General features: G+C 32.3%; 25 protein-coding genes and 1 other RNA gene. 21 read left to right on the top strand and 5 right to left on the bottom strand.

The annotated features are described in order from the left end of the window. The first annotated feature begins 20 nt into the window (after positions 1-20). Together BLV84_RS02120 and BLV84_RS02125 are read left to right on the top strand one after the other, a co-directional pair. Positions 21-1907: a S9 family peptidase gene (locus BLV84_RS02120; RefSeq protein ID WP_093238861.1), complete on the top strand. Its 1887-nt coding sequence runs from the start codon at positions 21-23 to the stop codon at positions 1905-1907. Between the two features lie 216 nt (positions 1908-2123). Further along, a complete protein-coding gene (locus BLV84_RS02125) occupies positions 2124-5717 on the top strand; it encodes a ShlB/FhaC/HecB family hemolysin secretion/activation protein (RefSeq protein ID WP_093238864.1) in 3594 nt (1197 codons plus the stop codon). A gap of 214 nt (positions 5718-5931) precedes the next feature. Here the strand turns inward: BLV84_RS02125 and ligA are convergent, their stop codons facing one another. The 3 genes from ligA to BLV84_RS02140 are packed head-to-tail and all read right to left on the bottom strand — an operon-like array spanning position 5932 to position 9321. Then, positions 5932-7929: an NAD-dependent DNA ligase LigA gene (gene ligA / locus BLV84_RS02130; RefSeq protein ID WP_093238870.1), complete on the bottom strand. Its 1998-nt coding sequence runs from the start codon at positions 7927-7929 to the stop codon at positions 5932-5934. A gap of 53 nt (positions 7930-7982) precedes the next feature. Beyond that, the gene (prmC, locus tag BLV84_RS02135) at positions 7983-8834 is read right to left on the bottom strand and encodes a peptide chain release factor N(5)-glutamine methyltransferase (protein WP_234953068.1); all 852 of its coding nucleotides are present in this window, start codon (positions 8832-8834) and stop codon (positions 7983-7985) included. Between the two features lies 1 nt (position 8835). Beyond that, positions 8836-9321, bottom strand: coding sequence for a GNAT family N-acetyltransferase (locus tag BLV84_RS02140; protein ID WP_093238873.1), 486 nt, complete (start codon positions 9319-9321; stop codon positions 8836-8838). Between the two features lie 25 nt (positions 9322-9346). Between BLV84_RS02140 and ribD the strand changes: the two genes are divergently transcribed. Genes ribD through BLV84_RS02160 form a run of 4 tightly spaced genes read left to right on the top strand, consistent with a single transcriptional unit; the run spans position 9347 to position 12485 of the window. Beyond that, positions 9347-10384 carry a bifunctional diaminohydroxyphosphoribosylaminopyrimidine deaminase/5-amino-6-(5-phosphoribosylamino)uracil reductase RibD gene (gene ribD / locus BLV84_RS02145; RefSeq protein ID WP_093238875.1) on the top strand — a complete coding sequence of 346 codons (1038 nt, stop codon included), beginning with the start codon at positions 9347-9349 and terminating at the stop codon, positions 10382-10384. Next, positions 10377-10985, top strand: coding sequence for an HAD family hydrolase (locus tag BLV84_RS02150; protein ID WP_093238877.1), 609 nt, complete (start codon positions 10377-10379; stop codon positions 10983-10985). Before ribD ends, BLV84_RS02150 begins: the two co-directional genes overlap by 8 nt. Further along, positions 10982-11857, top strand: coding sequence for an EamA family transporter (locus tag BLV84_RS02155; protein ID WP_093238879.1), 876 nt, complete (start codon positions 10982-10984; stop codon positions 11855-11857). The genes BLV84_RS02150 and BLV84_RS02155 overlap by 4 nt, the downstream gene beginning before the upstream one ends. Positions 11858-11867: 10 nt before the next feature. Further along, positions 11868-12485, top strand: coding sequence for an IMPACT family protein (locus BLV84_RS02160; RefSeq protein WP_093238881.1), 618 nt, complete (start codon positions 11868-11870; stop codon positions 12483-12485). Here BLV84_RS02160 and BLV84_RS02165 read toward each other — a convergent pair. After that, the gene (locus BLV84_RS02165; protein ID WP_093238883.1) at positions 12482-12883 is read right to left on the bottom strand and encodes an acyl-CoA thioesterase; all 402 of its coding nucleotides are present in this window, start codon (positions 12881-12883) and stop codon (positions 12482-12484) included. The two genes, BLV84_RS02160 and BLV84_RS02165, sit on opposite strands and share 4 nt — an antisense overlap. A gap of 182 nt (positions 12884-13065) precedes the next feature. Here BLV84_RS02165 and dnaA point away from each other — a divergent pair, with 182 nt between their 5' ends. The 14 genes from dnaA to ssrA all read left to right on the top strand — a co-directional run bounded on the left by dnaA (position 13066) and on the right by ssrA (position 24481). Then, positions 13066-14496 carry a chromosomal replication initiator protein DnaA gene (gene dnaA, locus BLV84_RS02170; protein WP_093238885.1) on the top strand — a complete coding sequence of 477 codons (1431 nt, stop codon included), beginning with the start codon at positions 13066-13068 and terminating at the stop codon, positions 14494-14496. Positions 14497-14498: 2 nt separating this feature from the next. Beyond that, positions 14499-14957 (top strand): low molecular weight protein-tyrosine-phosphatase, encoded by a 459-nt coding sequence (locus BLV84_RS02175; RefSeq protein ID WP_093238888.1) that lies wholly within the window; start codon positions 14499-14501, stop codon positions 14955-14957. A 3-nt stretch (positions 14958-14960) separates the two neighbouring features. After that, positions 14961-15683 carry an SAM-dependent methyltransferase gene (locus BLV84_RS02180; RefSeq protein WP_093238890.1) on the top strand — a complete coding sequence of 241 codons (723 nt, stop codon included), beginning with the start codon at positions 14961-14963 and terminating at the stop codon, positions 15681-15683. Positions 15684-15765: 82 nt separating this feature from the next. Beyond that, the gene (locus BLV84_RS02185) at positions 15766-16224 is read left to right on the top strand and encodes a MarR family winged helix-turn-helix transcriptional regulator (RefSeq protein WP_093238892.1); all 459 of its coding nucleotides are present in this window, start codon (positions 15766-15768) and stop codon (positions 16222-16224) included. After that, positions 16217-16855 (top strand): NAD(P)H-dependent oxidoreductase, encoded by a 639-nt coding sequence (locus BLV84_RS02190; RefSeq protein WP_093238894.1) that lies wholly within the window; start codon positions 16217-16219, stop codon positions 16853-16855. The genes BLV84_RS02185 and BLV84_RS02190 overlap by 8 nt, the downstream gene beginning before the upstream one ends. Before the next feature lie 23 nt (positions 16856-16878). Next, a complete protein-coding gene (locus BLV84_RS02195) occupies positions 16879-17454 on the top strand; it encodes a YceI family protein (RefSeq protein ID WP_234953069.1) in 576 nt (191 codons plus the stop codon). A 186-nt stretch (positions 17455-17640) separates the two neighbouring features. Then, positions 17641-19032: an anthranilate synthase component I family protein gene (locus BLV84_RS02200; protein ID WP_093238896.1), complete on the top strand. Its 1392-nt coding sequence runs from the start codon at positions 17641-17643 to the stop codon at positions 19030-19032. 2 nt (positions 19033-19034) lie between these two features. Further along, positions 19035-19604, top strand: a complete 570-nt coding sequence (locus BLV84_RS02205; RefSeq protein ID WP_093238899.1) for an anthranilate synthase component II — start codon at positions 19035-19037, stop codon at positions 19602-19604. Positions 19605-19613: 9 nt separating this feature from the next. Continuing rightward, a complete protein-coding gene (trpD, locus tag BLV84_RS02210; protein WP_093238901.1) occupies positions 19614-20615 on the top strand; it encodes an anthranilate phosphoribosyltransferase in 1002 nt (333 codons plus the stop codon). After that, positions 20602-21393: an indole-3-glycerol phosphate synthase TrpC gene (gene trpC, locus BLV84_RS02215; protein WP_093238903.1), complete on the top strand. Its 792-nt coding sequence runs from the start codon at positions 20602-20604 to the stop codon at positions 21391-21393. Before trpD ends, trpC begins: the two co-directional genes overlap by 14 nt. After that, positions 21393-22055 (top strand): phosphoribosylanthranilate isomerase, encoded by a 663-nt coding sequence (locus BLV84_RS02220; RefSeq protein WP_143521311.1) that lies wholly within the window; start codon positions 21393-21395, stop codon positions 22053-22055. The genes trpC and BLV84_RS02220 overlap by 1 nt, the downstream gene beginning before the upstream one ends. Continuing rightward, on the top strand, positions 22036-23229 hold the full coding sequence (gene trpB, locus BLV84_RS02225) for a tryptophan synthase subunit beta (protein WP_093238908.1): 1194 nt from the start codon (positions 22036-22038) through the stop codon (positions 23227-23229). The genes BLV84_RS02220 and trpB overlap by 20 nt, the downstream gene beginning before the upstream one ends. 2 nt (positions 23230-23231) lie before the next feature. Beyond that, entirely contained in the window at positions 23232-23999 is a 768-nt protein-coding gene (gene trpA / locus BLV84_RS02230) for a tryptophan synthase subunit alpha (RefSeq protein ID WP_093238910.1), read from the top strand. A gap of 82 nt (positions 24000-24081) precedes the next feature. After that, positions 24082-24481, top strand: a transfer-messenger RNA (tmRNA) gene (gene ssrA / locus BLV84_RS02235). 158 nt (positions 24482-24639) lie between these two features. Here ssrA and BLV84_RS12485 read toward each other — a convergent pair. Next, positions 24640-24807, bottom strand: coding sequence for a hypothetical protein (locus tag BLV84_RS12485; protein WP_159429379.1), 168 nt, complete (start codon positions 24805-24807; stop codon positions 24640-24642). Positions 24808-24992: 185 nt separating this feature from the next. Here BLV84_RS12485 and BLV84_RS02240 point away from each other — a divergent pair, with 185 nt between their 5' ends. Then, on the top strand, positions 24993-25472 hold the full coding sequence (locus tag BLV84_RS02240) for a 3D domain-containing protein (RefSeq protein ID WP_234953071.1): 480 nt from the start codon (positions 24993-24995) through the stop codon (positions 25470-25472). Positions 25473-25526 lie beyond the last annotated feature (54 nt).

Genomic DNA, 25526 nt, shown 5'->3' on the forward strand with positions numbered 1-25526 from the left:
GAAATTCAAATTATATATTCATGAAACAAATTTTTGTTTTTTTGCTTGCATTCGTTGCCAGCATAGTAACAGCTCAAGATGTCATGACACCTGAGCAATTAATTCAACTCAAAAAAGTGAGTGGTAAAGGGATTAGTAAAGATGGTAAGTTTGTCGTTTTTAGCTCATCTCAATACAATTTAGAAAATAACTCATCAGAAACTAAGTATTATAAAATACCTTTAAAGGGTGGTGAAGCTGAAGAAATTTCTTCTTTAGAAAAACTTCTTCAGCAATCGCAGATTTCACCAAACGGAAAATATGAGTTATTTACAAAACCCGTGAAACTTCAGAAAGTAACAGGTCAGGATTTTTATAGTGATGTCCCTGAATCTGATGTCAAAATTTACACAAGTTTAAATTATCGTCATTGGGATGAATGGCAAGAAGGACAATTTAATCATGTTTTTTATAAAAAAGTTGGTGAAGAAAATGCTATAGACATTATGCCAAATGAAGCTTTTGATTCACCAACTAAACCATTTGGTGGCCCAGAAGATTATATCTGGAATCCTGATGGAACTGAAATTCTTTACGTGAGTAAAAAATTAAGTGGTACTGATTATGCTGTGAGTACAAATACTGATATTTATGCTTACAATCTTAAAACTCAGAAAACACGTAACTTAACCCCTGAAAATAAAGGTTATGACACAAGCCCTGCTTTTTCAAATAAAGGTGAATTAGCTTGGTTACAAATGAAACGTGACGGATACGAGTCTGATAAAAATGATATCATCATTTCTCGAGATGGAAAACACATCAACTTAACTACAAATTGGGATGGCACGGTCAATAATTTCAAATGGTCAGAAAACGGAAAAACAATTTACTTTGTTGCACCAGTAAAAGGAACAGTACAGTTATTTGAAATTAAGGCGAAAGCTAATCAAAAGCCTAAACAAATCACTGAAGGACAATTTGATATTCAAAGTGTTGTTGGGCAAAATAAACGTGATTTAGTTGTTGCTCGTCAAGATATGAATCATGCTACTGAGTTGTATGTTGTCAATTCTAAAAATGGAAAAATGCGTCAATTAACACATCAAAATAAAGATGTTTATGACAACATCAAGTTGGGTAAAATTGAAAAACGCATGACTACAACAACTGATGGAAAAGAAATGTTGAGTTGGGTAGCTTATCCGCCAAATTTTGATAAAAATAAAAAATATCCAACAATTTTATATTGCCAAGGTGGACCACAAGGCGCTTTAAGTCAATTTTATTCATTCCGTTGGAATTTTCAATTAATGGCAGCACAAGGTTATATTGTTATTGCGCCAAACCGAAGAGGAATGCCGGGATATGGTGTTGAATGGAATGAACAAATCAGTAAGGATTACGGCGGACAAAACATGGAGGATTATTTAGCTGCAATTGATTACATTGCTCAAGAAAGCTATGTTGATAATGAGCGTTTAGCCTGTATTGGCGCCAGTTACGGAGGTTATTCTGCATTTTATTTAGCTGGAAATCATGATAACAGATTTAAAAGTTTTATCGCTCATGATGGAATTTTTAACTGGAATAGTATGTACGGAACCACTGAAGAAATGTTCTTTGTTAATTGGGATTTAGGCGGTGCTTACTGGGAAAAAAATAATGAAGCTGCACAAAAGGCTTACAATGAATTTAACCCGATCAATTATGTTCAAAACTGGAATACGCCTATTTTAATTATTCAAGGTGGCTTAGATTTCAGAGTTCCTATTGGTCAAGGATTAGAAGCATTTCAGGCAGCACAATTGCAAGGCATTAAAAGTAAATTACTTTATTTTCCTGAAGAAAATCACTGGGTTCTAAATGGCCAAAACTCATTGGTCTGGCAACGCGAATTTTATAAATGGTTAAAAGAAACTTTATAGTTTAGTTATCATATTTTGATTTATAAGCCTTTGGATTTTAAACTATAATTCAAAGGCTTTTTTGTTTACAAAGAGAACTCATTTTTAAAATTATTAATCTTGTTTCATAAATTTTAATTAATTATTGAAAAAGTAAATGTTATAATGCGTTAAAAACATTAAATGTTAAAGATATTTTTAAGACTTTAGACGAACCTATTTTAACAACAATAACACATGAACATAAAGATATTTCGATTACCAACAAACAAGAGTTTCTTCTTTTATATTTTTATTGCTTGTTTGGTCAGCAACACTTATGCACAAGATAAATCTAAAGAAGTTTCGACTTCGCTTTATCTAACAGGAAATACAGGAATTACCAAAAAATCCAAAGCAAATGAAATTCTTGAAGCTATTGTAAAAGCTTCTCAAGAAGATGAAAATGCTGTTTTTGTTGCTTTAGGTAATCAAACCAGAAAGCATGGTTACCCTGATAATAAAAAGGGTAGAAATGCTGAAGAAAAATTCTTAAAAGAAAACCTCATTTCGGTATTAAAAGATTTTAATGGTCGACGCATTTATATTCCAGGAAAACATGAATGGAACAAAAAAGGACATCAAGCACTTGATGATTTAGAGTCTTTTATTCAAGATAATTCAAATAGTGAATTTTGGCCTAATGATGGATGTCCAATTGAGAGAGAAACTTTAAGTGACGAAGTTGAACTCGTAATGGTTGATTCGCAATGGTATCTCGAAAACTGGGATGATCACCCCTATGTCAATAACGATTGTGATATTAAAACAAGAGAAGATTTCTTTGCAAAGTTTAAAGATGAGATGAAAGATGAACAAAACAAAACGATTATTGTCGCTATTCACCACCCTGTTTTAAGCGCCAGCCGAAAAGGTTTTTTTGGACGAATGGGCGGTTTTTCAAAACAAAATTTCTATGCGCCAGATTTAGATTTCTTAAATGGACGATTAGAAACTTTAGCTAGCCAATTTGAAGATGTTATATTTGTATCTGGAAATCACAGAAACCTACAATATTTGAGCGACGATGGTATCCCACAAATCATTAGTGGTGCCACAGCCAAAACAAAAAAAACAAGACCTGATGAAGAAGATGGCCATTTCGGATCTGATAATTATGGTTTTGTCAAACTCAATGTTTTTAAAGACGGAAGTTCAGAAGTTTTAATTTATGAATTAAATCAAAATAATGATTCTGAACTTGTTTTTACTAAGCAAATTGGATTAAAAAAGAAAGACCCTAATGAATTAAATTATCACGATAAATCAGAATTTGGTTCTCATCAAGAAGCTTCAATTTATACAGAAGAAGAAACCGATAAATCAAAAATTTACAAATGGTTTTGGGGCGATCATTATAGGCAGATTTATAGCAGAAAAATCAATGCTCCAGTTTTATTTCTCGATGATATCGATCCGAGTTTAAGAGCTTACAGAGCTGGAGGCGGTAGCCAATCTCGTACTTTAAGACTTATTAATGATGATGAACATGAATACAATATTCGTGAACTTAAAAAAAGTGCATTGCGTTTTATTCAAACATCAATCAAAGATCACTATGTTGTCAATTACATGAGGAACACCATTGCTGAAGACATTATTCAAGACTTTTACACAACTGCGCATCCATATGCACCTTTTGCAGTGGGAAGTTTACTTGATGAGATCAATATTTCGCATGCAAACCCGGAAATATTCTATGTACCAAAACAAAAGAAATTAGGTAGATTTAATGACACTTATGGTGACAAACTTTACATGTTTGAAGAACATGTTGGTGATGAAAACAAATCTTTTGACACATTTGGAAATGCAGATGATATCATCAGTACAAAAGACCTGTATCTTGAAATACAAGATGATAAAGATGTTAAGGTAGATGAAGACTTATTTATTAGAGCACGACTTTTTGATATGCTAATCGGTGATTGGGACAGACATTCAGACCAATGGCGCTGGGCTTTACACGAACAAAATGATGGCACAAAACTATACAAACCAATCCCAAGAGATAGAGATCAAACTTTCCCAAAATACGATGGTCCACTGATTAGTGTTTTAAAATTAGGCATTCCATTGTTGCGTAAAATGCAAACTTATAAACCTGAAATCAAAAATATTAAATGGTTAAATTATTCAGGTCATATACTTGACCAAAGTTTAATCACGCATTCAACTTGGAAAAATTGGGAAGAACAAGCTAAGTTAATACAAAATAAAATCAGCGATGAAGCTATTGAAAAAGCTTTCAACAATCTTCACCCAGATACACAAGACGAGAGCATTGAGCACATAAAAAGTGTTTTAAAACAACGCCGAGAAAATTTGATGCATATCGCTAAAGACTACTATAAATTCTTCAGAAAACATGATATTATCACTGCTACGAATGAAGACAATATCATTGAAATTGAAAGACAGAAAGATGGTATAACGCAAATCAAAATTTTTGAAGATGATGAATTGATTTTTGATAAAAAATACAATAAAAAAGAAACCAAAGAAATTTGGCTTTACAGTTTAGATGGTGATGATGAAATCACCATTTCAGGAAAAGGAAATAAATTAATTCCGCTAAAAATCATGGGGGGTGAAGAGCATGACGTTTACAATTTTGAAAATCCTAAAAAAGCAAAAGTTTACGACTATAAATCGAAAGACAACACTTATAAAAATGTGTCATCCAAATTTGTAAGCGATTCTTACGACATCAATAATTACAACCCTAATAAGCGTAAACAGACAAGTTTTATTCTATTACCTTCGGTTGATTATAGTGGTGACCAAGGAGTTCAACTTGGCCTTCAAACTCAAATCACGCATGATGGTTTAGTTAAAAATCCATTTAAAAATTATCATGAAATCACCGCTAATTACATGTTCTTGAGTGATGGTTTAGAGTTAGAATATAGTGGTGAATTTGCTCATCTGTTCTACAATTGGAATTTTGGTATCGATGCATATTATTCTAGTGGAAATTATCTAACTAACTTCTTCGGAATCGGGAACAACACAGTTTATAACAAAGATAATGTTGACCGAGATTTCAACCGTACTAAACTTAAAAAATGGTTACTCTCTCCTTCACTGATTTATAGAAAAAACGATCACTTTAAAAGTCATGTAAAGTTCTTATTTGAATCGAACGAACTTATAGAAAAAGCAAACAGTTTTTCTGAAAACTATTTTTCATCAACAGACGATATTTATGATAATCAACTTTATGCGGGTGCCGAAGTTGGTGTCAATTATAACACCAAAAGCATGATGATAGCTTTGCCTCGTAGAGGCTTTGATTTGGGTTTAAGAGCTGGGTATTTAAGAACTATTGACAACCAATATAACAATGAGTTTACTTACTTAAATCCAAAAATTTCGTTTGTTTACCCAATTCACGAAAGTGGGGTTGCTAACTTGGCAACAAAAGCAGAAGGTAAATTTATAATTGGAGACCAATATGAGTATTATCACGCAGCTACTATAGGTGGTAATGAGAGTTTAAGAGGTTTTAGAAATGAACGTTTTATGGGAAAAAGCTCCTTCTATCAAACAACAGATTTAAGAATTGGTGTTACAAAGTTCAAAACGAATTTTATACCATTGCGTATTGGTGTCTCTGCAGGTTTTGATTATGGTCGCGTATGGTCAGATTTTGATCAATCAGATAAATGGCATAACTCTTACGGGGGATCTGTTTTTGTCAACGGATTCAATGCTCTGACAGCTAATGTCGGATTTTATAAAAGTAAAGAAGACAACAGACTTCTATTCTCATTTGGGTTTAAATTCTAAGGTTAATCAACTTAATTTAATTAATTAAGAAATAATTTTGCATTTAAGCTAAAATATTATGAAAATTGATAATAATTTGATACTTTAGTTTATTCAAGTGAGAAGTTTAGTATTGTGAGTTTTATTAAACTTTGATTTAGCTTAACCCAACCATAATAACTCAATTTAGTTTTAGTTAAAACCTTCGTCATTCAATTGAATGATCGAAGGTTTTTTATTTCACCAAATCTGCAAACTCATCTTCAGAAATTATTTTAACACCTAGCTTTTCAGCTTTTTGAAGTTTACTTGGCCCCATTTTATCTCCAGCCACTAGATAATCTGTTTTTTTAGAAATTGAGCTTGTGTTTTTTCCAGAATTTTTCTCGATCAATTCTTTGATTTCATTTCTTGTGAAACGTGTAAAAACCCCAGAAATCACAATGTTTAAACCTTCAAGTTTATTACTTTGCTCAGCTAAGGCCTCTTCTGAAAGCTCTAACTGCAAACCATAATTTTTCAATCTTTCAATCAGTTTTTTATTCTTTTCGATTTTGAAAAAATCCACAACACTTTCAGCAATGCGCACACCAATTTCATCAACCTTCTCTAAGTCTTCTTGGCTTGCATTTTCAATTGCATTTATGCTTTTAAAGTGTTTTGCTATAGTTTTAGCAACAGTTTCGCCCACAAAACGAATTCCTAGAGCAAATAACACACGTTCAAAAGGAATTTGTTTTGAAGCCTCAATACCATTGATTAAATTTTCAGCAGATTTTTCTGCCATACGTTCTAAAGGTAAAATTTGCTCTTTTTTCAAATCGTACAAATCGGCATAATTTTCTATCAAACCTTCACGCACTAGAAGTGCCACAGTTTCACCTCCTAGACCTTCAATATCCATTGCTTTACGAGAAATGAAATGTTGAATACGGCCAACGATTTGCGGCGGACAGCCTGCGGCATTTAAGCAATAATGCAAAGCTTCGCCTTCTTCTCTCACAAGTTCAGTACCGCACTCTGGACAATTTTTAATGTAAACTGTTTCTTGCGAATCTTGGTTGCGTTTAGTAAAATCAACACCTACGATTTTAGGAATAATTTCGCCGCCCTTCTCAACAAAAACAATATCTTTCTCACGCACATCTAATTTTTCAATTTGATCGGCATTGTGTAAAGAAGCTCTTTTCACAGTTGTCCCTGCTAATTGTACTGGCTCTAAATTTGCCACTGGCGTAATTGCTCCAGTTCGACCAACTTGGTATGTGATTTTTTCAAGTTTTGTACTGACTTGCTCTGCCTTAAATTTATATGCCATTGCCCAACGCGGCGATTTCGCAGTAAAACCTAATTCGGCTTGTTGCTGCAAGTTGTTCACTTTAATCACAACACCATCTGTTTCGTAAGGCAAATCATGTCTGTGTGAATCCCAATAATTAATAAACTTTAAAACATCATCGATTGAATGCACCAACTCAGCCTGCTTAGGCACATTAAAACCCCATTTTCTCGCTTTTTCTAAGCTTTCGTATTGAGAATTTATCCCTAAACGATCGCCTGTTAAATTATATAATAAACATAAAAGCGGTCGCTTTGCAACTTCACCACTATCTTGTAATTTCAAACTTCCAGAGGCTGTATTTCTCGGGTTTGCATAAGGTTCTTCCCCATTTTCAACACGTTCAGCGTTGAGTTTTGCAAAGCCTTCATAAGGCAAAACAATTTCTCCGCGGATATCAAATCTTTCTGGATAATCATCACCTCTTAATTGCAATGGAACAGACGGAATTGTTTTCACATTTGCTGTCACTTCATCACCTTGTTGGCCATCACCTCTTGTGACAGCTCTTAATAACTTGCCATTTTCATAAGTTAAACTGATTGAAGCTCCGTCATATTTGAGTTCACAGACGTATGAAATCTCACCTTCAATTTGTTTTTTCAAACGTGTCTCCCACTCTAACAAATCCTCTTTTGAATATGAGTTTGAAAGTGAATACATACGATAATCATGAACAACTGTCGGAAAATTTTTAGTCACTTCGCCTCCCACTCTTAATGTTGGCGAATTGGCATCATAAAACTCAGGATGCTTTTCTTCTAAATCTTGAAGTTCTTTCAGCTTCATATCAAATTCATAATCTGATAATTCAGGCTGATCCTGAACATAATACAAATAATTATGCTTGTGTAACTCCTCCCTTAGCTGCTCAATCTTTGTTTTGATATCCATGTTTAAACGTCTTTAACGGCATGTAAATTTAAAAATATTGATGACTTTTTAGCTTATTTCTGCACTTTCATAAAGCGATCATTTCCTCTGAAATCTTTTTTTAATTCAATTTGTGAAAAGCCTATTACTCTCAACATTTCCTCTGTTTCTTTTGCTAAATACTGATTGATTTCAAAATAAATCACCGGATTATTTTTCTCTTCTAAAGCTAGTTCAGCGATTTTCTGATAAAATAGAAGCGGATGATTATCATTGACGAAAAGTGCTAAATGCGGTTCATTATCCAAAACATTATTTTGCATCTCAACCTTTTCTAAATTTCTTACATAAGGCGGGTTAGAAACAATCACATCAACTTCTGTCGGTAATTGTTTTGCGTTTAAAATATCTTGCTGATAAAAAGTGATTGATGCATCTAACATCATCGCATTATGTTTAGCTACTGACAAGGCTTCTTGAGAAATATCAAGAGAAAAAACCTTTGCTTTTGTTAAGTGTTTTGATAAAATAATCGGAATACAACCACTTCCCGTTCCAATATCTAAAATATTGATTCCATCAGCTTGATGAAGATCAGCAATCATCCATTCGATGAGTTCTTCAGTTTCAGGACGCGGAATTAACACATCTGAATTCACCTGAAATTTTTCACCAAAAAACTCAGCATAACCTAAAATATGTTGAATTGGAACTTGTTTTAATAATTGTTCAAATTTCTGTTCAAAATCACTTGATATTTCTTCAGAAACTTCAATTTCATTCTTTAAGTAATGATCAATTTTTGAAATTTCTAAAACATCTTCAGCCAACCAATGATAGAGCGATTCAGCTTCATCGCTTTCGTAAATAGATGATAACTGGCTTATTTTCTCTTGTTTAAAATCTTTTAAAATGATTTTCTTCATCCTATAATTTTTTGAGCATCCATACAGTGCAAGCATGATGTCCAGTACTTCCCAAACGATAATCGATGTATTCAAACCCTGAGCGTTGATATAGTTTTTGAGCTGCTTTCATCCATGGTAAAGTTTCGATGTAGCAAAACTTAAAATCATTTTCTTTAGCAAAATCCAAACATGTTTGCATCATTTGAGCGCCTAAACCACGACCTCTCACCTCTGGCTTAAAATACATTTTCTGTAATTCGCAAACATCATCTTCACCACCTTCTAATGTCGAAATACCGACTGAACCTTTAATTTGATTATTTTCAAGTAAAACGAAATATTCGCTTCGCTTTTTATCGTAAGTTTCAAACATTTCGTCTAAGCTTTTGTCGGCATAAGCTGTACCTTCTTGTGGTGCATTTTGCTCGATTAAAACCTCACGGATCATCTTAGCAACATCAGGATTGTCCTTTTTCTGAATTGGTCTAATTTCTATGGAATTCATTCAAATATAATTCTATTTTTGTGATGTGAATATACATGAAAAATACATGTCGCGTTGCATACAACTTGCAAAAAAAGGCTTAGGTTCTACCTATCCAAATCCGCTTGTTGGCTGCGTTATTGTGCACAAAAATAAGATTATTGGTGAAGGCTGGCACGAAAAAGCTGGTGAAGCGCATGCAGAAGTTCGTGCAATTGCATCTGTTAAAAACCATGAGCTACTCAAAGAATCTCAAATATATGTGAGTCTTGAACCTTGTAGCCATTATGGCAAAACACCGCCTTGTGCAAATTTAATTATCGATAAAAAAATACCTGAAATCATTATCGGCGCTGTTGATCCTTTTGCTGAAGTTTCAGGAAATGGGATTAAAAAACTTTTTGAAGCTGGCAGAAAAGTCAGAGTTGGCGTTTTAGAAAAAGAATGTCTTGATTTAAATAAACGTTTCAATACTTTTCATCAGAAAAAAAGACCTTATATTATTCTAAAGTGGGCAGAAACACCTGATAGCTTTGTCGCGCCCAAAACGCAAGATGGAATTTTTTGGATCAGCAATCCTTATTCAAAACAGATGGTTCATAAATGGCGTAGCGAAGAGGTTGCCATTATAGTTGGCACAAATACAGCCTTAAAGGATAATCCACAACTCAACACAAGGAGTTGGTCAGGAAAATCGCCAATAAGAATAGTGATTGACAAAAATTTGAAATTAACTGAAGACTTACATTTATTTGATGCTTCTGTTCAAACCTATATTTTTCATCATCTTGAATTAAATGCTAAAGACAAAAAAAATCTGAATTATATCGGTATTGATTTTAGTAAGAACGTTTTAAATCAATTGATGGAAAAATTGTATCAACTTAAAATTCAGTCTGTTATTATAGAAGGTGGCTCACAAACTTTACAAAGCTTTATTGATCAAAACTTATGGGATGAAGCACGCGTGTTTACGGGTCAAAACAAATTAAATAATGGCATAAAAGCACCGAAATTTGACTTTACACCAATCTTAACTGAAAAAATTTCAACTGACATTTTTAAAACATATAGAAATGATTAAAACCTTAGTTTTTGATTTTGGTGACGTCTTTTTAAATCTTGATAAAAAAGCAACAGCTTTGAATTTAGCTAAATTCGATCTTTTAAATTTTACTCCTGAAATGTGGGAGATCAATAAAAAGTATGAAAAAGGCTTAATTTCAACTGAAAGCTTTATCGATTTTTATATAGAAGAAAAAGAAGATCTAACAGAGGAAAGCTTTGTTAATGCCTGGAATTCGATTTTAATCAATTTCCCAGAGCATCGTTTAGATTTTATTCAGAATCTCAAGAAAAAACAAGAATATAAACTCATTTTACTTAGCAATACAAACGATTTACACATTAAATGGGTTGAAGAAAACATTCCTGAATATCCTGAATTTAAAGCTTGTTTTGATCAGTTTTATTTATCACATGAAATCAATTACAGAAAACCAGATACTGAAATTTTTCAATTTGTTTTAGAAGAAAATAACTTGATAGCGGAAGAAACATTTTTTGTAGATGATACAGAAGAACATACAATTTCTGCCTCAAAATTGGGCTTAAAAGTCTGGCATTTAGATCCAAATAAAGACGACATCATTGAATTATTCAACAAAAAATCAGACTTATTTTGATATATCTTTTACTCAGCATCCTCTCCTCTACTTTAATTTATGTGGTTTTTAAATTACTTGAAAAACATAATATTTACAGGCTTCACGCACTCATATTTAACTATCTTATTGCTTTTGTTTTAGGCATTAGCATGCAAAGTGATTTACAATTTTCAGATATTTTAGAAATTCCGAGCAATGATTGGTTTTACGGAGCAGTTGGATTGGGTATCATGTTTATAACAATTTTTAACTTCATGGTGATTACAACACAAAAAAGCGGTTTATCTGTCGTTTCGGTTGCCAGCAAAATGAGTTTAGCAATACCTGTCATTTTTGTAATATTTTATTATGATGAGTCATTAAATACAATGAAAATCTTTGGTATTTTGTTAGCCTTAGTGTCTGTTTATCTTGTTTCTATAAAAACAAAAAAAGGCATCAAAATTGATAAAAAGAATTTGATTTATCCAGCCATTGTCTTTATTGGAAGCGGAATTATTGAAAGCGGCATCAAGTTTTTTGAAAATGATTATATCAAAGAAAGTGATATCGCTATTTTTTCAGCAAGCCTTTTTTTATGTGCCATGACAACTGGTTTGATCGCATTAACAATGACTAGAAAGAACAGAACGACACCGATTAAACTTAAAGCTGTTATAGGCGGATTTTGTTTAGGAATACCCAATTATTTTTCCATCTATTTTTTCATCAATGCATTGCGCATAGAGTCTTTAAGCGATTCCGCAGTATTTATTTTAAACAGTGTTAGCATCGTTTTGCTCTCAACATTAATCGGCATTTTTATATTTGGTGAAAAATTAATTCCTAAAAATTGGATTGGAATTGCCACAGCGATTGTAAGTTTAGTACTGATTAGTTTATATAATTAAAGAAAAATTTATGGAAGCAGATGCTTTTAACACGATTGATGAAGAAAGTCCTGAAATTCTTTACAAAATAAAATCAAGCAAATTTTTTGCAACAGCTTTTCCTGTCAAAACAGAAGAAGATGTCGAAAGTGCTATTCAAAAATTAAGAAAAAAACATCACAAAGCGCGTCATTTCTGCTATGCTTGGCAACTTGGTCAAAATTATGAACATTATCGTGCCAATGATGATGGCGAACCTTCTAACTCAGCAGGAATGCCAATATATGGACAATTACAAGCTTATGACGTGACAAATATATTAGTTGTGGTTGTGCGTTATTTTGGTGGAACAAAATTAGGTGTTGGCGGATTAATTTCCGCATATAAAACTGCGGCTCAAATGGCTTTGGATGAAAGTAAAATCATCAAAAAACTGATTACAAAATCTATTTTCGTGAATTGTAATTATGATATGATGGACCAAGTGATGCGATTAACAAATGACTTAAATCTTAAAATAGTTTCACAAAACTTAGAATTAGATTGCAATTTTGAAATTGAAATTCGCAAAAATAAATATGATGAATATTACGAAAAATTCAATCAAATTTATGGGTTAAAAGTCAGCCAAAAACCACCTAAAAGTTAATCAGAAAGCAAGTCTAAAATTGATTGCGGACAACGCATTGGCCTTCTTGACTCAGAACTAACAAAAGCGTGTACGGTTTTACCTTCAGTCAAGAGTTCATTTTTTGCATTATAAATATAATAATCAAATGAAATTTTAACATTTGGTAATTCTTTTAAAAAAGTTTTTACCAGAAGTTGATCACCAAAAGTTGCTGGTTTTTTATATTTAACTTCTAAACTTACCAGCGGCAGCATAACACCTTCTTTTTCAAGCTTATCGTAGTGCATACCTTGCTTTCGGAGCCAATCAACTCTGGCTTGTTCAAAATAAATAGCATAGTTTGAATGATGTACAATTTGCATTTGATCCGTTTCAGCATAGCGGACTTCTATTGGAGTTTGTGTTTCTTTTAACATTTCAAGGGCTTGTCAATTTTAAAATAATTTTACGATAAATAATTCGTTTATAGTATAAGGATTTTTTCTAATTTAAACACGTAAAATTCATTTTTTTATTAAGTATTTTGTTTACATATTTGTCATCTCAAAATTAGTTTATTGAGGTCGATTTAATAACCTTTAAATTCAAGTTTAATTCAATGCAACATACTGCTCATTCAGTCTGGAAAAATTGTCTCTCATTTATTGAGGATAACATTTCTAATCAAGCATATAAGACATGGTTTGAACCTATTGAGGCAGTCAATTTAACTGAAAACTCTTTAAGCATAAAAGTGCCGTCAAAGTTTTTTTACGAGTGGCTTGAAGAACATTATGTTGAGTTATTAAAATCAGCATTAACCAAAGAACTTGGTAAAGGTGCAAAACTTGTGTATAGCATTAAAATGGAAAATACGCAAGGCAAGAAAAAGTCGCATACCGAGAGTATTCCAAGTACACAACGCTCAAATGTCAGTGCACAATCAGTCGAATTTAAATCGTCTCAAAAAAATCCTGAATTTAAGAATCCTTTTGTGATTCCTGGTGTTCGCAATCTTAAGATAGATTCTCAACTCAATTCAAATTATGGTTTTGAAAGTTTTATAGAAGGAGATGCCAATAGATTAGCACGTTCTGCAAGTTTAGCAGTTTCAAATAAACCTGGCGGAACATCATTCAATCCACTGCTTATTTTTGGAGGTGTTGGTTTAGGCAAAACGCATTTAGCGCATGCCATTGGTTTAGAGGTTAAAGAGAAATTTCCTGATAAAACTGTCTTATACATATCTGCTGAAAAATTTACGCAACAACATATAGAGTCTGTTCGTAAAAATAATAGAAATGATTTTATTCATTTTTATCAAATCATCGATGTACTTATTGTTGATGACATTCAATTGTTATCTGGTAAAAAAGGAACACAAGATGTTTTCTTCCATATTTTTAACCATCTACACCAAAATGGAAAACAGGTTATTTTGACAAGTGACAAAGCGCCTGTAGATATGCAAGAAATTGAAAATCGTTTGTTATCGCGTTTTAAATGGGGCTTATCAGCTGAATTGATGTCGCCAGATTATCAAACGCGTTTATCGATTATCGAAAATAAACTTTATCGCGATGGAGTTGAAATGCCTGAAGATGTCATTCATTATCTCGCAGAAAATATCAAATCGAATATACGAGAACTTGAAGGCGCAATTATTTCATTGATTGCACATTCATCTTTCAGCAGAACAGAGGTCTCTATTGATTTGGCACAACAAATTGTCAAAAATTACGTCAAGAAAACAAGTCAACAAATTTCTATTGATCGCATACAACAAGTTGTTAGCGAATACTTTCAGCTTGATTTAGAATTGATTCAATCCAAAACAAGAAAAAGAAATATTGTACAGGCAAGACAGTTAGCGATGTCTTTTTCTAAAAGATTGACAAATAATTCCTTAACAAGTATTGGGAAACAAATAGGAAAAAGAGATCACGCAACTGTCCTACATGCATGTAAAACAGTCGATAACTTGAAGCTTACAAATAAAGAATTTAAAAAGTTTTACGACGATATTGATAGAAAACTCAAAGAAACATAAATATGAAGACGCGAATATTAATGGTATGTTTAGGTAATATTTGCCGCTCACCATTAGCGGAAGGTATTTTAAAATCTAAATTAGACACCTCAAAATTCTATGTTGATTCTGCAGGAACTTCAGCTTTACATGAAGGTGAACTCCCTGATCAAAGATCAATTGATGTAGCTCAAAAAAATAAACTTGATATTACAGATCAGCGCAGCAGACCTTTCTTAAAATCTGATTTTGAAGATTTTGACTATATTTATGTCATGGATCAATCTAATTATGACAATGTTTGTCAATTAGCTGAATCAGATGCAGACAAAAAGAAAGTTAAAATGATTATGGATGAAGTTCACCCAGAATCGTCAGTTGATGTCCCGGATCCTTATTACGACAGTATCAACGGGTTTAACCATGTTTATAAAATGTTAGATGATGCTTGTCATCAAATAGCTGACAGATTGAAAAATTAAAAAATGAGCGATAATCAATCGAAAGGAAAATTGTTTTTGATCCCTAATTTATTAGGTGATCAAGCGCCTCTTGAAGTGCTTCCGCTTTCAATACGTAAAGTGATTGAATCAATTGATTATTATATTGTCGAGAATGAAAAAGTCGCAAGACGATTTATCAAAACGATTTCTCCCAAAAAATCACAAGATAAATTACATATTCAAAAACTAAATAAATTTACTTCTGAATTAGAAATACCAGACTTTCTAAATCCTTGCTTAGAAGGTCAAGATGTCGCCATTATCTCTGATGCTGGATGTCCTGGTGTTGCCGATCCTGGTGCCGTGATTGTAGATTTAGCTCACAAAAGTAAAATTGACGTTATCCCACTTGTTGGTCCTTCCTCTATCCTTCTGGGATTGATGGCAAGCGGATTGAACGGTCAAAGTTTTGCTTTTAATGGCTATTTACCAATTGATAAGAATGAGCGCAAAAAAAGTTTAAAGAAATTTGAGAACAGAAGTCGCCAAGAAAACCAAACCCAAATTTTTATAGAGACACCTTACAGAAACAATCAATTAATCGATGATTTGTGTAAAGCATTACATCCCTTAACAAAACTCTGCATCGCCGTTGATTTAACAACTGAAGATGAGCTGGTGAAAACCAAAACAGTTGAGCAATGGTGTCAAGAGAAAATTGACATTCATAAACGTCCAGCTATTTATCTCATTCTAGCTTCCTAAAAATTCACTTTTAATTAACGTCCTTTTAAGCTTATGATTATTTATTTTGTTAGATATTTGTATATACAAATGTTGTTAATACATGGAAGTAAAAAAAATAATTCAATCCAATGAAGCTTTACCGATTGCTAAAGAAACAATGATTAATTTGATTATTAGTTCACAACTTGTACATGACTCTTACAACAAAGTTTTAAAAGAATTTAATTTAAGTCAGCAACAATTCAACGTTTTACGTATTCTCAGAGGTCAGAAAGGAAAACCTGCAAACCTCAAATGCATTCAGGAAAGAATGGTGACGAAAATGAGTAACACAACGAGACTCATTGATAAGTTGATTGAAAAAGGCTATGTAGAAAGACATATTTGTCCAGAAAACAGAAGAGAAATCGAAGTTTATATTACTCAAACAGGTTTAGATATCCTAGGCAAGGTAAGCCCTGTTTTAGAGGATACTGAAAAGTCATTATCACAAAATCTTACCAATTTAGAGTTGGAAAAACTAAATAAATTATTGAATAAATTAAGAACACATGAATAATATTTTAGAAGAATATAAGTGGCGTTATGCAACAAAAAAATTTAATTCAGACAAGAAAATCTCAGACAAAGAGATGTCAGTGATAAAAGAAGTGATGCGTTTAGCTCCCTCCTCTTATGGACTTCAACCTTATGAAATTATTATTGTAGAAAATGATAAAATTAGAAAGAAATTATGTGAGAAAGCTGGTATGAATCAACCACAAATCAAAGACGCATCTCACCTAATCGTGTTTGCTTATAACACCAAAATCAATGAAGAATATTTAAACCATTTCATCGATAAAGTTTCTGAAACTCGAAGCATTCCAAAGGAAGACCTTAAAAGTCGTCACCAATTAATGTCGACCGCCGTAATTCAGCAAAGTGAAGAATGGAAAAAAAATTGGGCTAAAAATCAAGCTTATTTAGGTTTAGGGAATTTATTGAGTAATGTGAGCAGATTAAAAATAGACGCTTGCCCAATGGAAGGATTTAATGCTGAAAAATTTGACGATATATTAAAGTTATCAGACAAAAACTTGAGTACTGCTGTTATCGCAACACTTGGCTATAGAGATGAATCTGATGATGCAAAAGATGCTAAAAAAGTAAGAAAAACAGAAGAAGAATTTTTTAATTATATTTCATAAACAATAACTTAAAATTAATTATCATGAAAAAAACAATGAAAGCCTTAGCGGCACTAACAGTTTTATTTGCATTCGTTGCATTTACAAACAACACAATTCAAAAGAAAAAAATTGATGTTAAGAATAGTAAAATCGAATGGGAAGGTGAAAAATTGACAGGATCTCACAACGGAACAATTCAATTGAAAGATGGTTTCTTGATGATGGAAAACGATGAATTAGTCGGTGGAGAATTTACTGTTGATATGACGTCAATTCACGTTGTAGACCTCACAGGAGAAGATAAACAAAAATTAGAAGGTCACTTAAGTTCTGATGACTTTTTTGGTGTTAAAGAACATCCAACGGCTAAATTGGTTTTAAAAACAGTCGCAAAAAAATCTAATTCAGTTTACGGTGTTTCTGGTGATTTAACGATTAAAGGAAAAACAAATCCTATCGCTTTTGATTTAGAAATGGGTAAAAATGAAGCAGAAGCTGAGTTGGTTATCGATAGAACAAAATACGATGTTAAATATGGTTCAGGTAGCTTTTTTGACAACTTAGGTGACAAAACGATCTACGATGAATTTGAATTAGATATCGAATTAAAATTCTAAATAAATTTTGATTTTTAAAAATCAATTTTATATTTGCACGTATGTTTAATAATTCAATAAATACTTGGTGGTGGTTACATTTACGTCAAACGTCGTGAACCACATCCCTATTGTATTATTTTACATTCAAAAAAGGCTTGTCTCACGACAAGCCTTTTTTTATGCCTAATTTTTAAAAACATCACCATGAAATTAAAATCAACTTATCATAAAATACTTTCAGACACCATTACACCGGTTAGTATTTATCTTAAAATTAGAGATCAATATCCTGGAAGTTTACTGCTAGAAAGTAGTGATTATCACACTAATAACAACTCATTTTCTTACATCTGCATGAATCCGATTGCGAGTTTTAAATTAGAAAATGAACTCATCACAATTGAAAAACAAGACCAAAAAGATCAGCAAATAAAGCTCACAGATCAAGAAGATCTTAATCGTGAATTAAAAAAATTTAGAGATAGTTTTGAGATTGAAAAGTTTGATTTTAAATTCACAACCAATGCCTTATTTGGTTACACTGCTTATGATGCAATTCGGTATTTTGAAAATGTAGATATCAAAAAAAGAAAAGATAACATTCAAATTCCAGACTTATATTATGCTGTTTATCAAAATATTATTGTCATCAATCACTTTAATAATGAAGCTTATATTTTTAACCATTCAGCGGATGACATTAACTTAATCCCCGAAATAAATCATATTATTTCTTCTCAAACACATTCAATTTTTCATTTTGATTATGATGAAAATATTACCTCAAATTTTACAGATGATGAGTTTAAACTCAATGTGTCAGAAGCTAAAAAACACTGTCAAAGAGGTGATATTTTTCAAATGGTATTATCAAGAAGGTTTGAACAGAAATTTAAAGGAGACGAATTTAATGTTTACAGAACTTTAAGAAGCATTAATCCAAGTCCGTATTTGTTTTATTTTGATTACACGGATTTCAAAATTTTTGGAAGTTCACCAGAAGCTCAATTAGTTGTCAACCGAAAGAAAGCCGAAATCCACCCTATTGCCGGAACATTTAAAAGAACAGGACAAGATGAAGAAGATGTTGCGTTAGCTAAAGAATTGAGCGAAGACCCAAAAGAAAACTCTGAGCACGTTATGTTGGTGGATTTAGCAAGAAACGACCTCAGTAAAAACGGAAGAAATGTGAAGCTAGAAACAGATAAAGAAGTCCAGTTTTTCTCACATGTGATTCATTTAGTGAGCAAAGTCACAGCAGATATTAAGGATGATAAGGATGCCATAGATTTAGCAGCCGATTGTTTTCCTGCAGGAACTTTATCAGGTGCGCCTAAACCAAAAGCGCTTGAATTGATTGAAAAATATGAGACTTTAAATAGAAATCATTATGGTGGCGCAATCGGAATCTTAGATTTTGAAGGCAATTATAACCACGCCATTATTATTAGAAGTTTTTTAAGTAAAAACCATCATTTATATTATCAAGCTGGTGCAGGGATTGTTAATGATTCTGATCCAAATTCTGAACTTGAAGAAGTTTACAATAAATTAAAAGCATTAAAAAAAGCAATGGCTTTAGCCAAAAAAATATAGCTATGAAAAAGAAAATTTTAGTCATTGATAACTACGACTCATTTGTTTACAATTTGGTTCATTATTTAGAAGAATTTGATGCTGAAGTATCTGTGTATAGAAATGATGAAATTGATTTAGAAATCATAAAAGATTTTGACAAAATCTTACTTTCTCCAGGACCAGGAATTCCTGATGAAGCCGGATTACTTAAAAAAATCATCGAAGACTTTGCGAGTCAAAAACCAATTTTAGGTGTTTGTTTAGGGCTTCAAGCTATTGTTGAAGTTTTTGGTGGAACACTCAAAAACTTAGATCAAGTTTATCATGGAATTTCAACTCCTGCGAAATTAATAGTTGAAGATGATATAATCTTTAAAGATATACCTCAAAACTTTGAAATTGGCCGATATCATTCTTGGTGCTCCAATCAAAAGGTTCCTGACATTTTAGAAGTAACAGCCGTAGATCAAAATAATGAAGTCATGGCGCTTAGACATAAAAAGCTTCCTATAAATGCAGTACAATTCCATCCTGAATCGGTGTTAACACCTTATGGAAAAAAGATTATTAAAAACTGGGTTGAACACTAAAACAAAAAAATGAAAGATTTATTAAATCGACTTATACAGCATGAAACTATTGATAAAGATGAAGCAAAATCGGCTTTATTAAAGATCTCATCACAAGAAATTAATCCGCTTCAAATCGCTTCTTTTTTGACTGTTTTTATGATGAGAAAAATCACAATTGAAGAGTTAGAAGGCTTTAAAGAAGCCTTACTCGAAACTTGCCACAAAATAGATTTATCAGCTTACGATGCAATGGATTTGTGTGGAACTGGTGGCGATGGTAAAAACACATTTAATATTTCAACTGCAGCATCATTTGTTGTGGCTTCGCTTGGCATAAATGTTGCCAAACACGGCAACTACGGCGTCTCTTCAATAAGTGGTAGCTCGAATGTTTTAGAATCAATTGGAGTAAAATTTACAAATGATGAAAAGCGATTACAAAATCAAATGGAGCGAACTGGTATTTGTATTTTACACGCGCCTCTTTTTCATCCAGCTATGAAAGCAGTTGCCAGCATCAGGAAATCATTGGCAATAAAGACATTTTTTAACATGCTGGGACCGATGGTTAACCCATCTCAACCTAAACATCAATTGGTAGGTGTTTTTGATTTGGAGCTTTTAAGATTGTACCATTATCTATATCAAAAAACTGATAAAAATTACTGTATAATTAATGACTTAAATGGTTATGATGAAATTTCCTTAACAGGAAAATCTAGGTTAATTTCAACATCGGAAGATATGTATATCAACCCTCAAGATTTTTCAGCTTCTCAAATTAAGCCTCAATCTATTTACGGTGGAAAAACAGTTGATGAAGCTGTAGAAATTTTCATAAAAGTTTTAAAAGGTAAAGCTGATGAAGCTCAATTAAATGTTGTTTCTGCAAATGCTGCGGCTGCCATAAAATTAAAAAAAGACATCAGTTATAAGGAAGCTTTTGATCTAGCCAAAAACCAATTAAAGAGAGCTAAAGCCTATCAAGTTTTAATGAATTTAAAAGAAGAAACACATGCATATTCTTGACCACATCATTCAGCAAAAAAAGAAGGAAATCAAAATCAAAAAAGAGCTGATTCCATTAGAAAGCTTCATGAAAACTGAGTTTTATAAAGCTGAAAGTAAATCTCTAAAAAGAAGTATTCAAAACGCAAATAACATTCCTGTCATTGCTGAATTTAAGCGCAGGTCGCCAAGCCGAGAAGTTATCAATCAAAAAATTCATGTCATTGATGTGGCAGAATCTTATCAAAAACTAAGTTTCTGCGCAATGTCAATTCTTACAGATCAACATTTCTTTGGTGGTTCTTTAGAAGATTTAGTATTAGCAAGATCAAAATTTAAAAATCCCATTTTAAGAAAAGAATTCATCATTGATGCTTATCAAATTCACGAAACAAAAGCATACGGTGCTGATGTTATTTTGCTCATTGCAAGTATTTTATCTACAAATAAATTAAAGTCACTGTACCAAACAGCGACAGATTTAGGTTTAGAAGTTTTGGTTGAAATCCATAATCAGCAAGAATTAGAAAAAGCATTAGAAGTTGATGCAGAAATCATTGGCATTAACAATAGAAATCTTAAAACCTTTGAAGTTGACCTTAAAAATAGCGTCAAATTAGCGAATCAAATCCCACATAATAAAATCAAAATTTCTGAAAGCGGAATTTCTAATCCTGAAACGATTAAAATGTTACAATCTGAAGGCTTTGATGCCTTTCTCATCGGCGAAAATTTTATGAAATCAACTCCAGATTCGTTTGACAAAAATTGCTCAAGTTTTATTCAAAACATAAAATAATGAAAGAACTTAAAATCAAAGTTTGTGGTTTAAAAAACCAACAGAACATCAACGAAATAGAAGATTGTGATCTTGATTATGTCGGTTTTATCTTCTATGAAAAATCTAAAAGATTTGTTGAAGAAAATCAACTCATCACAACTTCACAAAACTTCAAACGTGTTGGCATTTTTGTCAATTCGTCAATTCAAAATATATGTGATAAAGTAATTCAATACAACTTAGATGTTGTTCAATTGCATGGAGATGAATCACCTTTAGAAGTGAAAAAAATCAGAAGTGAAATTTTGAAATTATCATTGCATAAATTTATAGAAATCTGGAAAGCCATTTCTATAAAAAAAGAATCTGACATTCATAAGGCTGACGCCTATCAACACATTATTGATAAATTCCTTTTTGATACTAAAGGAAAACTTTATGGTGGAAATGGCCAACATTTTGATTGGCAAATTTTAGATGAATACTCCTATTCACCTCCTTTCCTACTCTCTGGAGGTATTTCAAACAAAGATGTCTCAGCAATTAAGGAAATTAAGCATCCAAAACTTCATGGAATCGATATCAATAGCCAGTTTGAAGTAAAGCCAGGATTAAAAAATATAAATCTGATTAAAGAATTCACTAAAAGTATTAAACAAAATGAAAAACTTACAATATAATTCACCTGATAAAAATGGATTCTATGGAGAGTTTGGTGGTGCATTTATCCCAGAAATGCTTTATCCTAACATCAAAAATCTAGAGGAAAATTATTTAGAAATCATTGAAAGTGATGAATTTAGAGAAGAATATTTACAACTCTTAAAAGACTATGTTGGTCGTCCTACTCCATTGTATTTTGCCAAAAGATTGAGTGAAAAATATAAAGCAAACATTTACCTCAAGCGTGAAGATCTTTGCCATACAGGAGCACACAAAATCAATAATACTGTTGGTCAGATTTTATTAGCAAAAAAACTAGGTAAAAAAAGAATCATCGCAGAAACTGGCGCAGGACAACATGGCGTTGCAACAGCAACAGTTTGTGCATTAATGAACTTAGATTGCATCATTTATATGGGAGAAATAGACATGAAACGTCAAGCTCCAAATGTAGCTAGAATGCGGATGTTAGGCGCGAAAATAAAACCAGCTTTGTCAGGAAGCAAAACGCTTAAAGATGCAACAAATGAAGCCATCAGAGATTGGATAAACAATCCTGAAGATACTTATTATTTGATAGGTTCAGTCGTTGGTCCACATCCTTATCCAGATTTAGTTGCAAAATTACAAGCGATTATATCTCAAGAAGTTCAAGAGCAACTTTATGAAAAAACACAGAAAAGAAATCCTGATTATGTGATAGCATGTGTTGGTGGTGGTAGTAATGCAGCAGGAATTTACTATGAATTTCTAAATCAACCAGAAGTCAAAATTATTGCTGTAGAAGCCGCTGGAAAAGGAATTGATACTGGACAATCTGCAGCCACTTCAAAGCTTGGAACTTTGGGTATCATTCATGGCAGTAAAACTTTACTCATGCAAACTAAAGATGGACAAATTACAGAACCTTATTCTATTTCTGCTGGCTTAGATTATCCTGGTATTGGTCCGATGCATGCACATTTATTGACATCAAAACGTGCAAGATTTATGAGTGTGACAGACGATGAAGCTATGTCGGCAGGACTATTACTCAGTAAAACTGAGGGCATTATCCCTGCGATTGAAAGTGCACATGCTTTTGCAGTTTTAGAACACTTAAACTTTAAAAAGTCAGATGTTGTTGTCATCAATCTTTCAGGTCGTGGCGATAAAGATTTAGAAAGTTATATCAACCATTTCAATTTATAAAAATGAAAAAGCTCAATACAGTTTTAAATCAAAATCACAAAAAATTATCAATTTATTTTACAGCAGGCTTTCCTGAATTAAATGACACAAGCTCTATCATAAAAGCTTTAGAAGCCAGTCATGTTGATTTCATCGAAGTCGGATTACCTTATAGTGATCCGCTTGCTGATGGGCCAACAATTCAAGAGAGCTCTAAAAAAGCACTTGAAAATGGTTTCACAACACAATTATTATTTCAACAACTTCATGATCTCAAAAATCAATGTGATGTGCCGTTAATTTTGATGGGATACTTCAATGTCATTTTACAATTTGGAGTAGAGAAATTTTGCAGTCAATGCCAAAATATCGGTATAGAAGCTGTTATCATTCCTGATTTGCCATTAGAAATTTATGAAAAAGATTATCGTAAGATTTTTGAAAAACATAATATACATCCTATTTTTCTAATCACTCCACAATCATCAGAAAAACGTATTCGTCAAATTGATGAGATTAGTCATAGTTTTATTTACATGGTCAGTTCAGCAAGTACAACGGGAGGCACAAAAGGTTTCGGTGATAACGAACTGAAGTATTTTGATAGAATTTCAAAAATGCAACTTAAAAGTAAACTTATCACAGGTTTTGGGGTGAAAGATAACAAAACATTTGAGCAAGCTGCAGCCAATACAGATGGATGTATTATAGGAAGCGCCTACATTAATTTTTTGAAAGAAAATAAGATTAATCAAACAGCAGAATTTATAAATCAAATACGCAATTATTAAAGTTTAAAAAAAATGTAAAACACCTTGCATTCCTAATAAAAGCTCTATTTTTGCAATTAGTTAAGTTCTTTGAATAATAAAAGGGGTCGATTTGGTTTTGACAGCAAGACCAATTGAATAGTAAGCACGTCGAGCGCTGGGATATAGCTCGTAAATATCATATTTCAACCTTTTTAAACGGCGATAATAATTACGCCTTAGCTGCATAATCCGAATTACAGTAGGATAATGCTTCACCATTACAAGGTAATGGGCTAAGATGTCTCTGGAAAGCCCTGATTTATGGCGTTCCATCAAGAGGCACCGGTAAAGTAAATCTAGGTTTCATGACACCTTTAAGTGAAACTGAAATTATAAAGGTTAAGGATAACTTAGGTGGTTTTCAGCCAGAGTTATCTCGAAAACTCAAGAGAAAACTAAACGTGTAGAAAGTTTTTGAATTGCTTGTTTGGACGGGAGTTCGAGTCTCCCCGACTCCACAAAAAACCCTCGTAAGCCACTGTTTACGGGGGTTTCATTTTTCGGGTGACAATTGAGGTGATATTTTTTGTCAATATCAAAAAAAAGGAAACAAAATAAATTATTTCCTTTTTTCGTGAGTTTGCTCATAACTCACATTTAATCAACCTAAACAATCAACTTAGCTAAAATCTATTTCTTTAGAATTTTGATTTATATCAGATTTTAGTTTTTTTAAGTATTTCTCTCTCACACTTTTATCAAAATACACGCCGTCACCCTGATGCATATCTGCTAATAGAAATTCATCTTTATCTTTGTCATTCTTTCTTAAACTATTTGGATTCATAATTTTTTATTATAAATTTAGATATATTTAATAATTTTATTAATTTTTAAAACATTTATTGATAATAAATTAACACTTGATAAACAGCTTTTATTAATGAGTAATTTGAAACTTTCTTTAATCTTTAATTAAATGAAAAATGAGACATGCTGATCTTTCTCTAAAAAATTTCATATCATGCAATTATGAAACATTTATTACACAACGACAGATTATCAATGGTTTTATTGTCAATGAGTTTATTTTTTACGAGTTGTAATAACAATCAACAAGATTCAAAAAAGAAAATCAAAAAAGTCAATGACACAACGATGACAGTGACAGCAACTGCTTATAATTCAATTGAAAACCAAACAAAAAAAGGAAACATTGGGCTTGCAGCATGGGGAGATACTTTAAAACCTGGCATGAAAACGATTGCTGTTTCTCGTGACCTTATCAACTTAGGACTTGGTCATAATGAAGAAGTTCACATTGAAGGTTTGGAAGGAACTTACACGGTGAAGGATAAAATGAATAAGCGTTGGACAAAAAAAATCGATATTTATATGGGATTAGATGCCAAAGCTGCACGTGAATGGGGAGAGAAACAGGTGGATATTAAATTCGAAAAAAAAGATGATCCCAAGGATAAATTTTCAAAACAAGCTAAGAAAACAAAATAGAGATTTTGCCATTTCAGTTTTAGGTTATATTTAATGAAATACTCAGTTTAAAAT

The sequence above is a fragment of the Psychroflexus halocasei genome (assembly GCF_900107595.1).
GTDB lineage: Bacteria > Bacteroidota > Bacteroidia > Flavobacteriales > Flavobacteriaceae > Psychroflexus > Psychroflexus halocasei.

Coding starts and splice junctions, on each gene's coding strand:
- BLV84_RS02120 (WP_093238861.1), top strand. CDS start 21: ATGAAACAAATTTTTGTTTTTTTGCTTGCATTCGTTGCCAGCATAGTA.
- BLV84_RS02125 (WP_093238864.1), top strand. CDS start 2,124: ATGAACATAAAGATATTTCGATTACCAACAAACAAGAGTTTCTTCTTT.
- ligA (WP_093238870.1), bottom strand. CDS start 7,929: ATGGATATCAAAACAAAGATTGAGCAGCTAAGGGAGGAGTTACACAAG.
- prmC (WP_234953068.1), bottom strand. CDS start 8,834: ATGAAGAAAATCATTTTAAAAGATTTTAAACAAGAGAAAATAAGCCAG.
- BLV84_RS02140 (WP_093238873.1), bottom strand. CDS start 9,321: ATGAATTCCATAGAAATTAGACCAATTCAGAAAAAGGACAATCCTGAT.
- BLV84_RS02150 (WP_093238877.1), top strand. CDS start 10,377: ATGATTAAAACCTTAGTTTTTGATTTTGGTGACGTCTTTTTAAATCTT.
- BLV84_RS02160 (WP_093238881.1), top strand. CDS start 11,868: ATGGAAGCAGATGCTTTTAACACGATTGATGAAGAAAGTCCTGAAATT.
- BLV84_RS02165 (WP_093238883.1), bottom strand. CDS start 12,883: ATGTTAAAAGAAACACAAACTCCAATAGAAGTCCGCTATGCTGAAACG.
- dnaA (WP_093238885.1), top strand. CDS start 13,066: ATGCAACATACTGCTCATTCAGTCTGGAAAAATTGTCTCTCATTTATT.
- BLV84_RS02175 (WP_093238888.1), top strand. CDS start 14,499: ATGAAGACGCGAATATTAATGGTATGTTTAGGTAATATTTGCCGCTCA.
- BLV84_RS02180 (WP_093238890.1), top strand. CDS start 14,961: ATGAGCGATAATCAATCGAAAGGAAAATTGTTTTTGATCCCTAATTTA.
- BLV84_RS02185 (WP_093238892.1), top strand. CDS start 15,766: ATGGAAGTAAAAAAAATAATTCAATCCAATGAAGCTTTACCGATTGCT.
- BLV84_RS02190 (WP_093238894.1), top strand. CDS start 16,217: ATGAATAATATTTTAGAAGAATATAAGTGGCGTTATGCAACAAAAAAA.
- BLV84_RS02195 (WP_234953069.1), top strand. CDS start 16,879: ATGAAAAAAACAATGAAAGCCTTAGCGGCACTAACAGTTTTATTTGCA.
- BLV84_RS02200 (WP_093238896.1), top strand. CDS start 17,641: ATGAAATTAAAATCAACTTATCATAAAATACTTTCAGACACCATTACA.
- BLV84_RS02205 (WP_093238899.1), top strand. CDS start 19,035: ATGAAAAAGAAAATTTTAGTCATTGATAACTACGACTCATTTGTTTAC.
- trpD (WP_093238901.1), top strand. CDS start 19,614: ATGAAAGATTTATTAAATCGACTTATACAGCATGAAACTATTGATAAA.
- trpC (WP_093238903.1), top strand. CDS start 20,602: ATGCATATTCTTGACCACATCATTCAGCAAAAAAAGAAGGAAATCAAA.
- BLV84_RS02220 (WP_143521311.1), top strand. CDS start 21,393: ATGAAAGAACTTAAAATCAAAGTTTGTGGTTTAAAAAACCAACAGAAC.
- trpB (WP_093238908.1), top strand. CDS start 22,036: ATGAAAAACTTACAATATAATTCACCTGATAAAAATGGATTCTATGGA.
- trpA (WP_093238910.1), top strand. CDS start 23,232: ATGAAAAAGCTCAATACAGTTTTAAATCAAAATCACAAAAAATTATCA.
- BLV84_RS12485 (WP_159429379.1), bottom strand. CDS start 24,807: ATGAATCCAAATAGTTTAAGAAAGAATGACAAAGATAAAGATGAATTT.
- BLV84_RS02240 (WP_234953071.1), top strand. CDS start 24,993: ATGAAACATTTATTACACAACGACAGATTATCAATGGTTTTATTGTCA.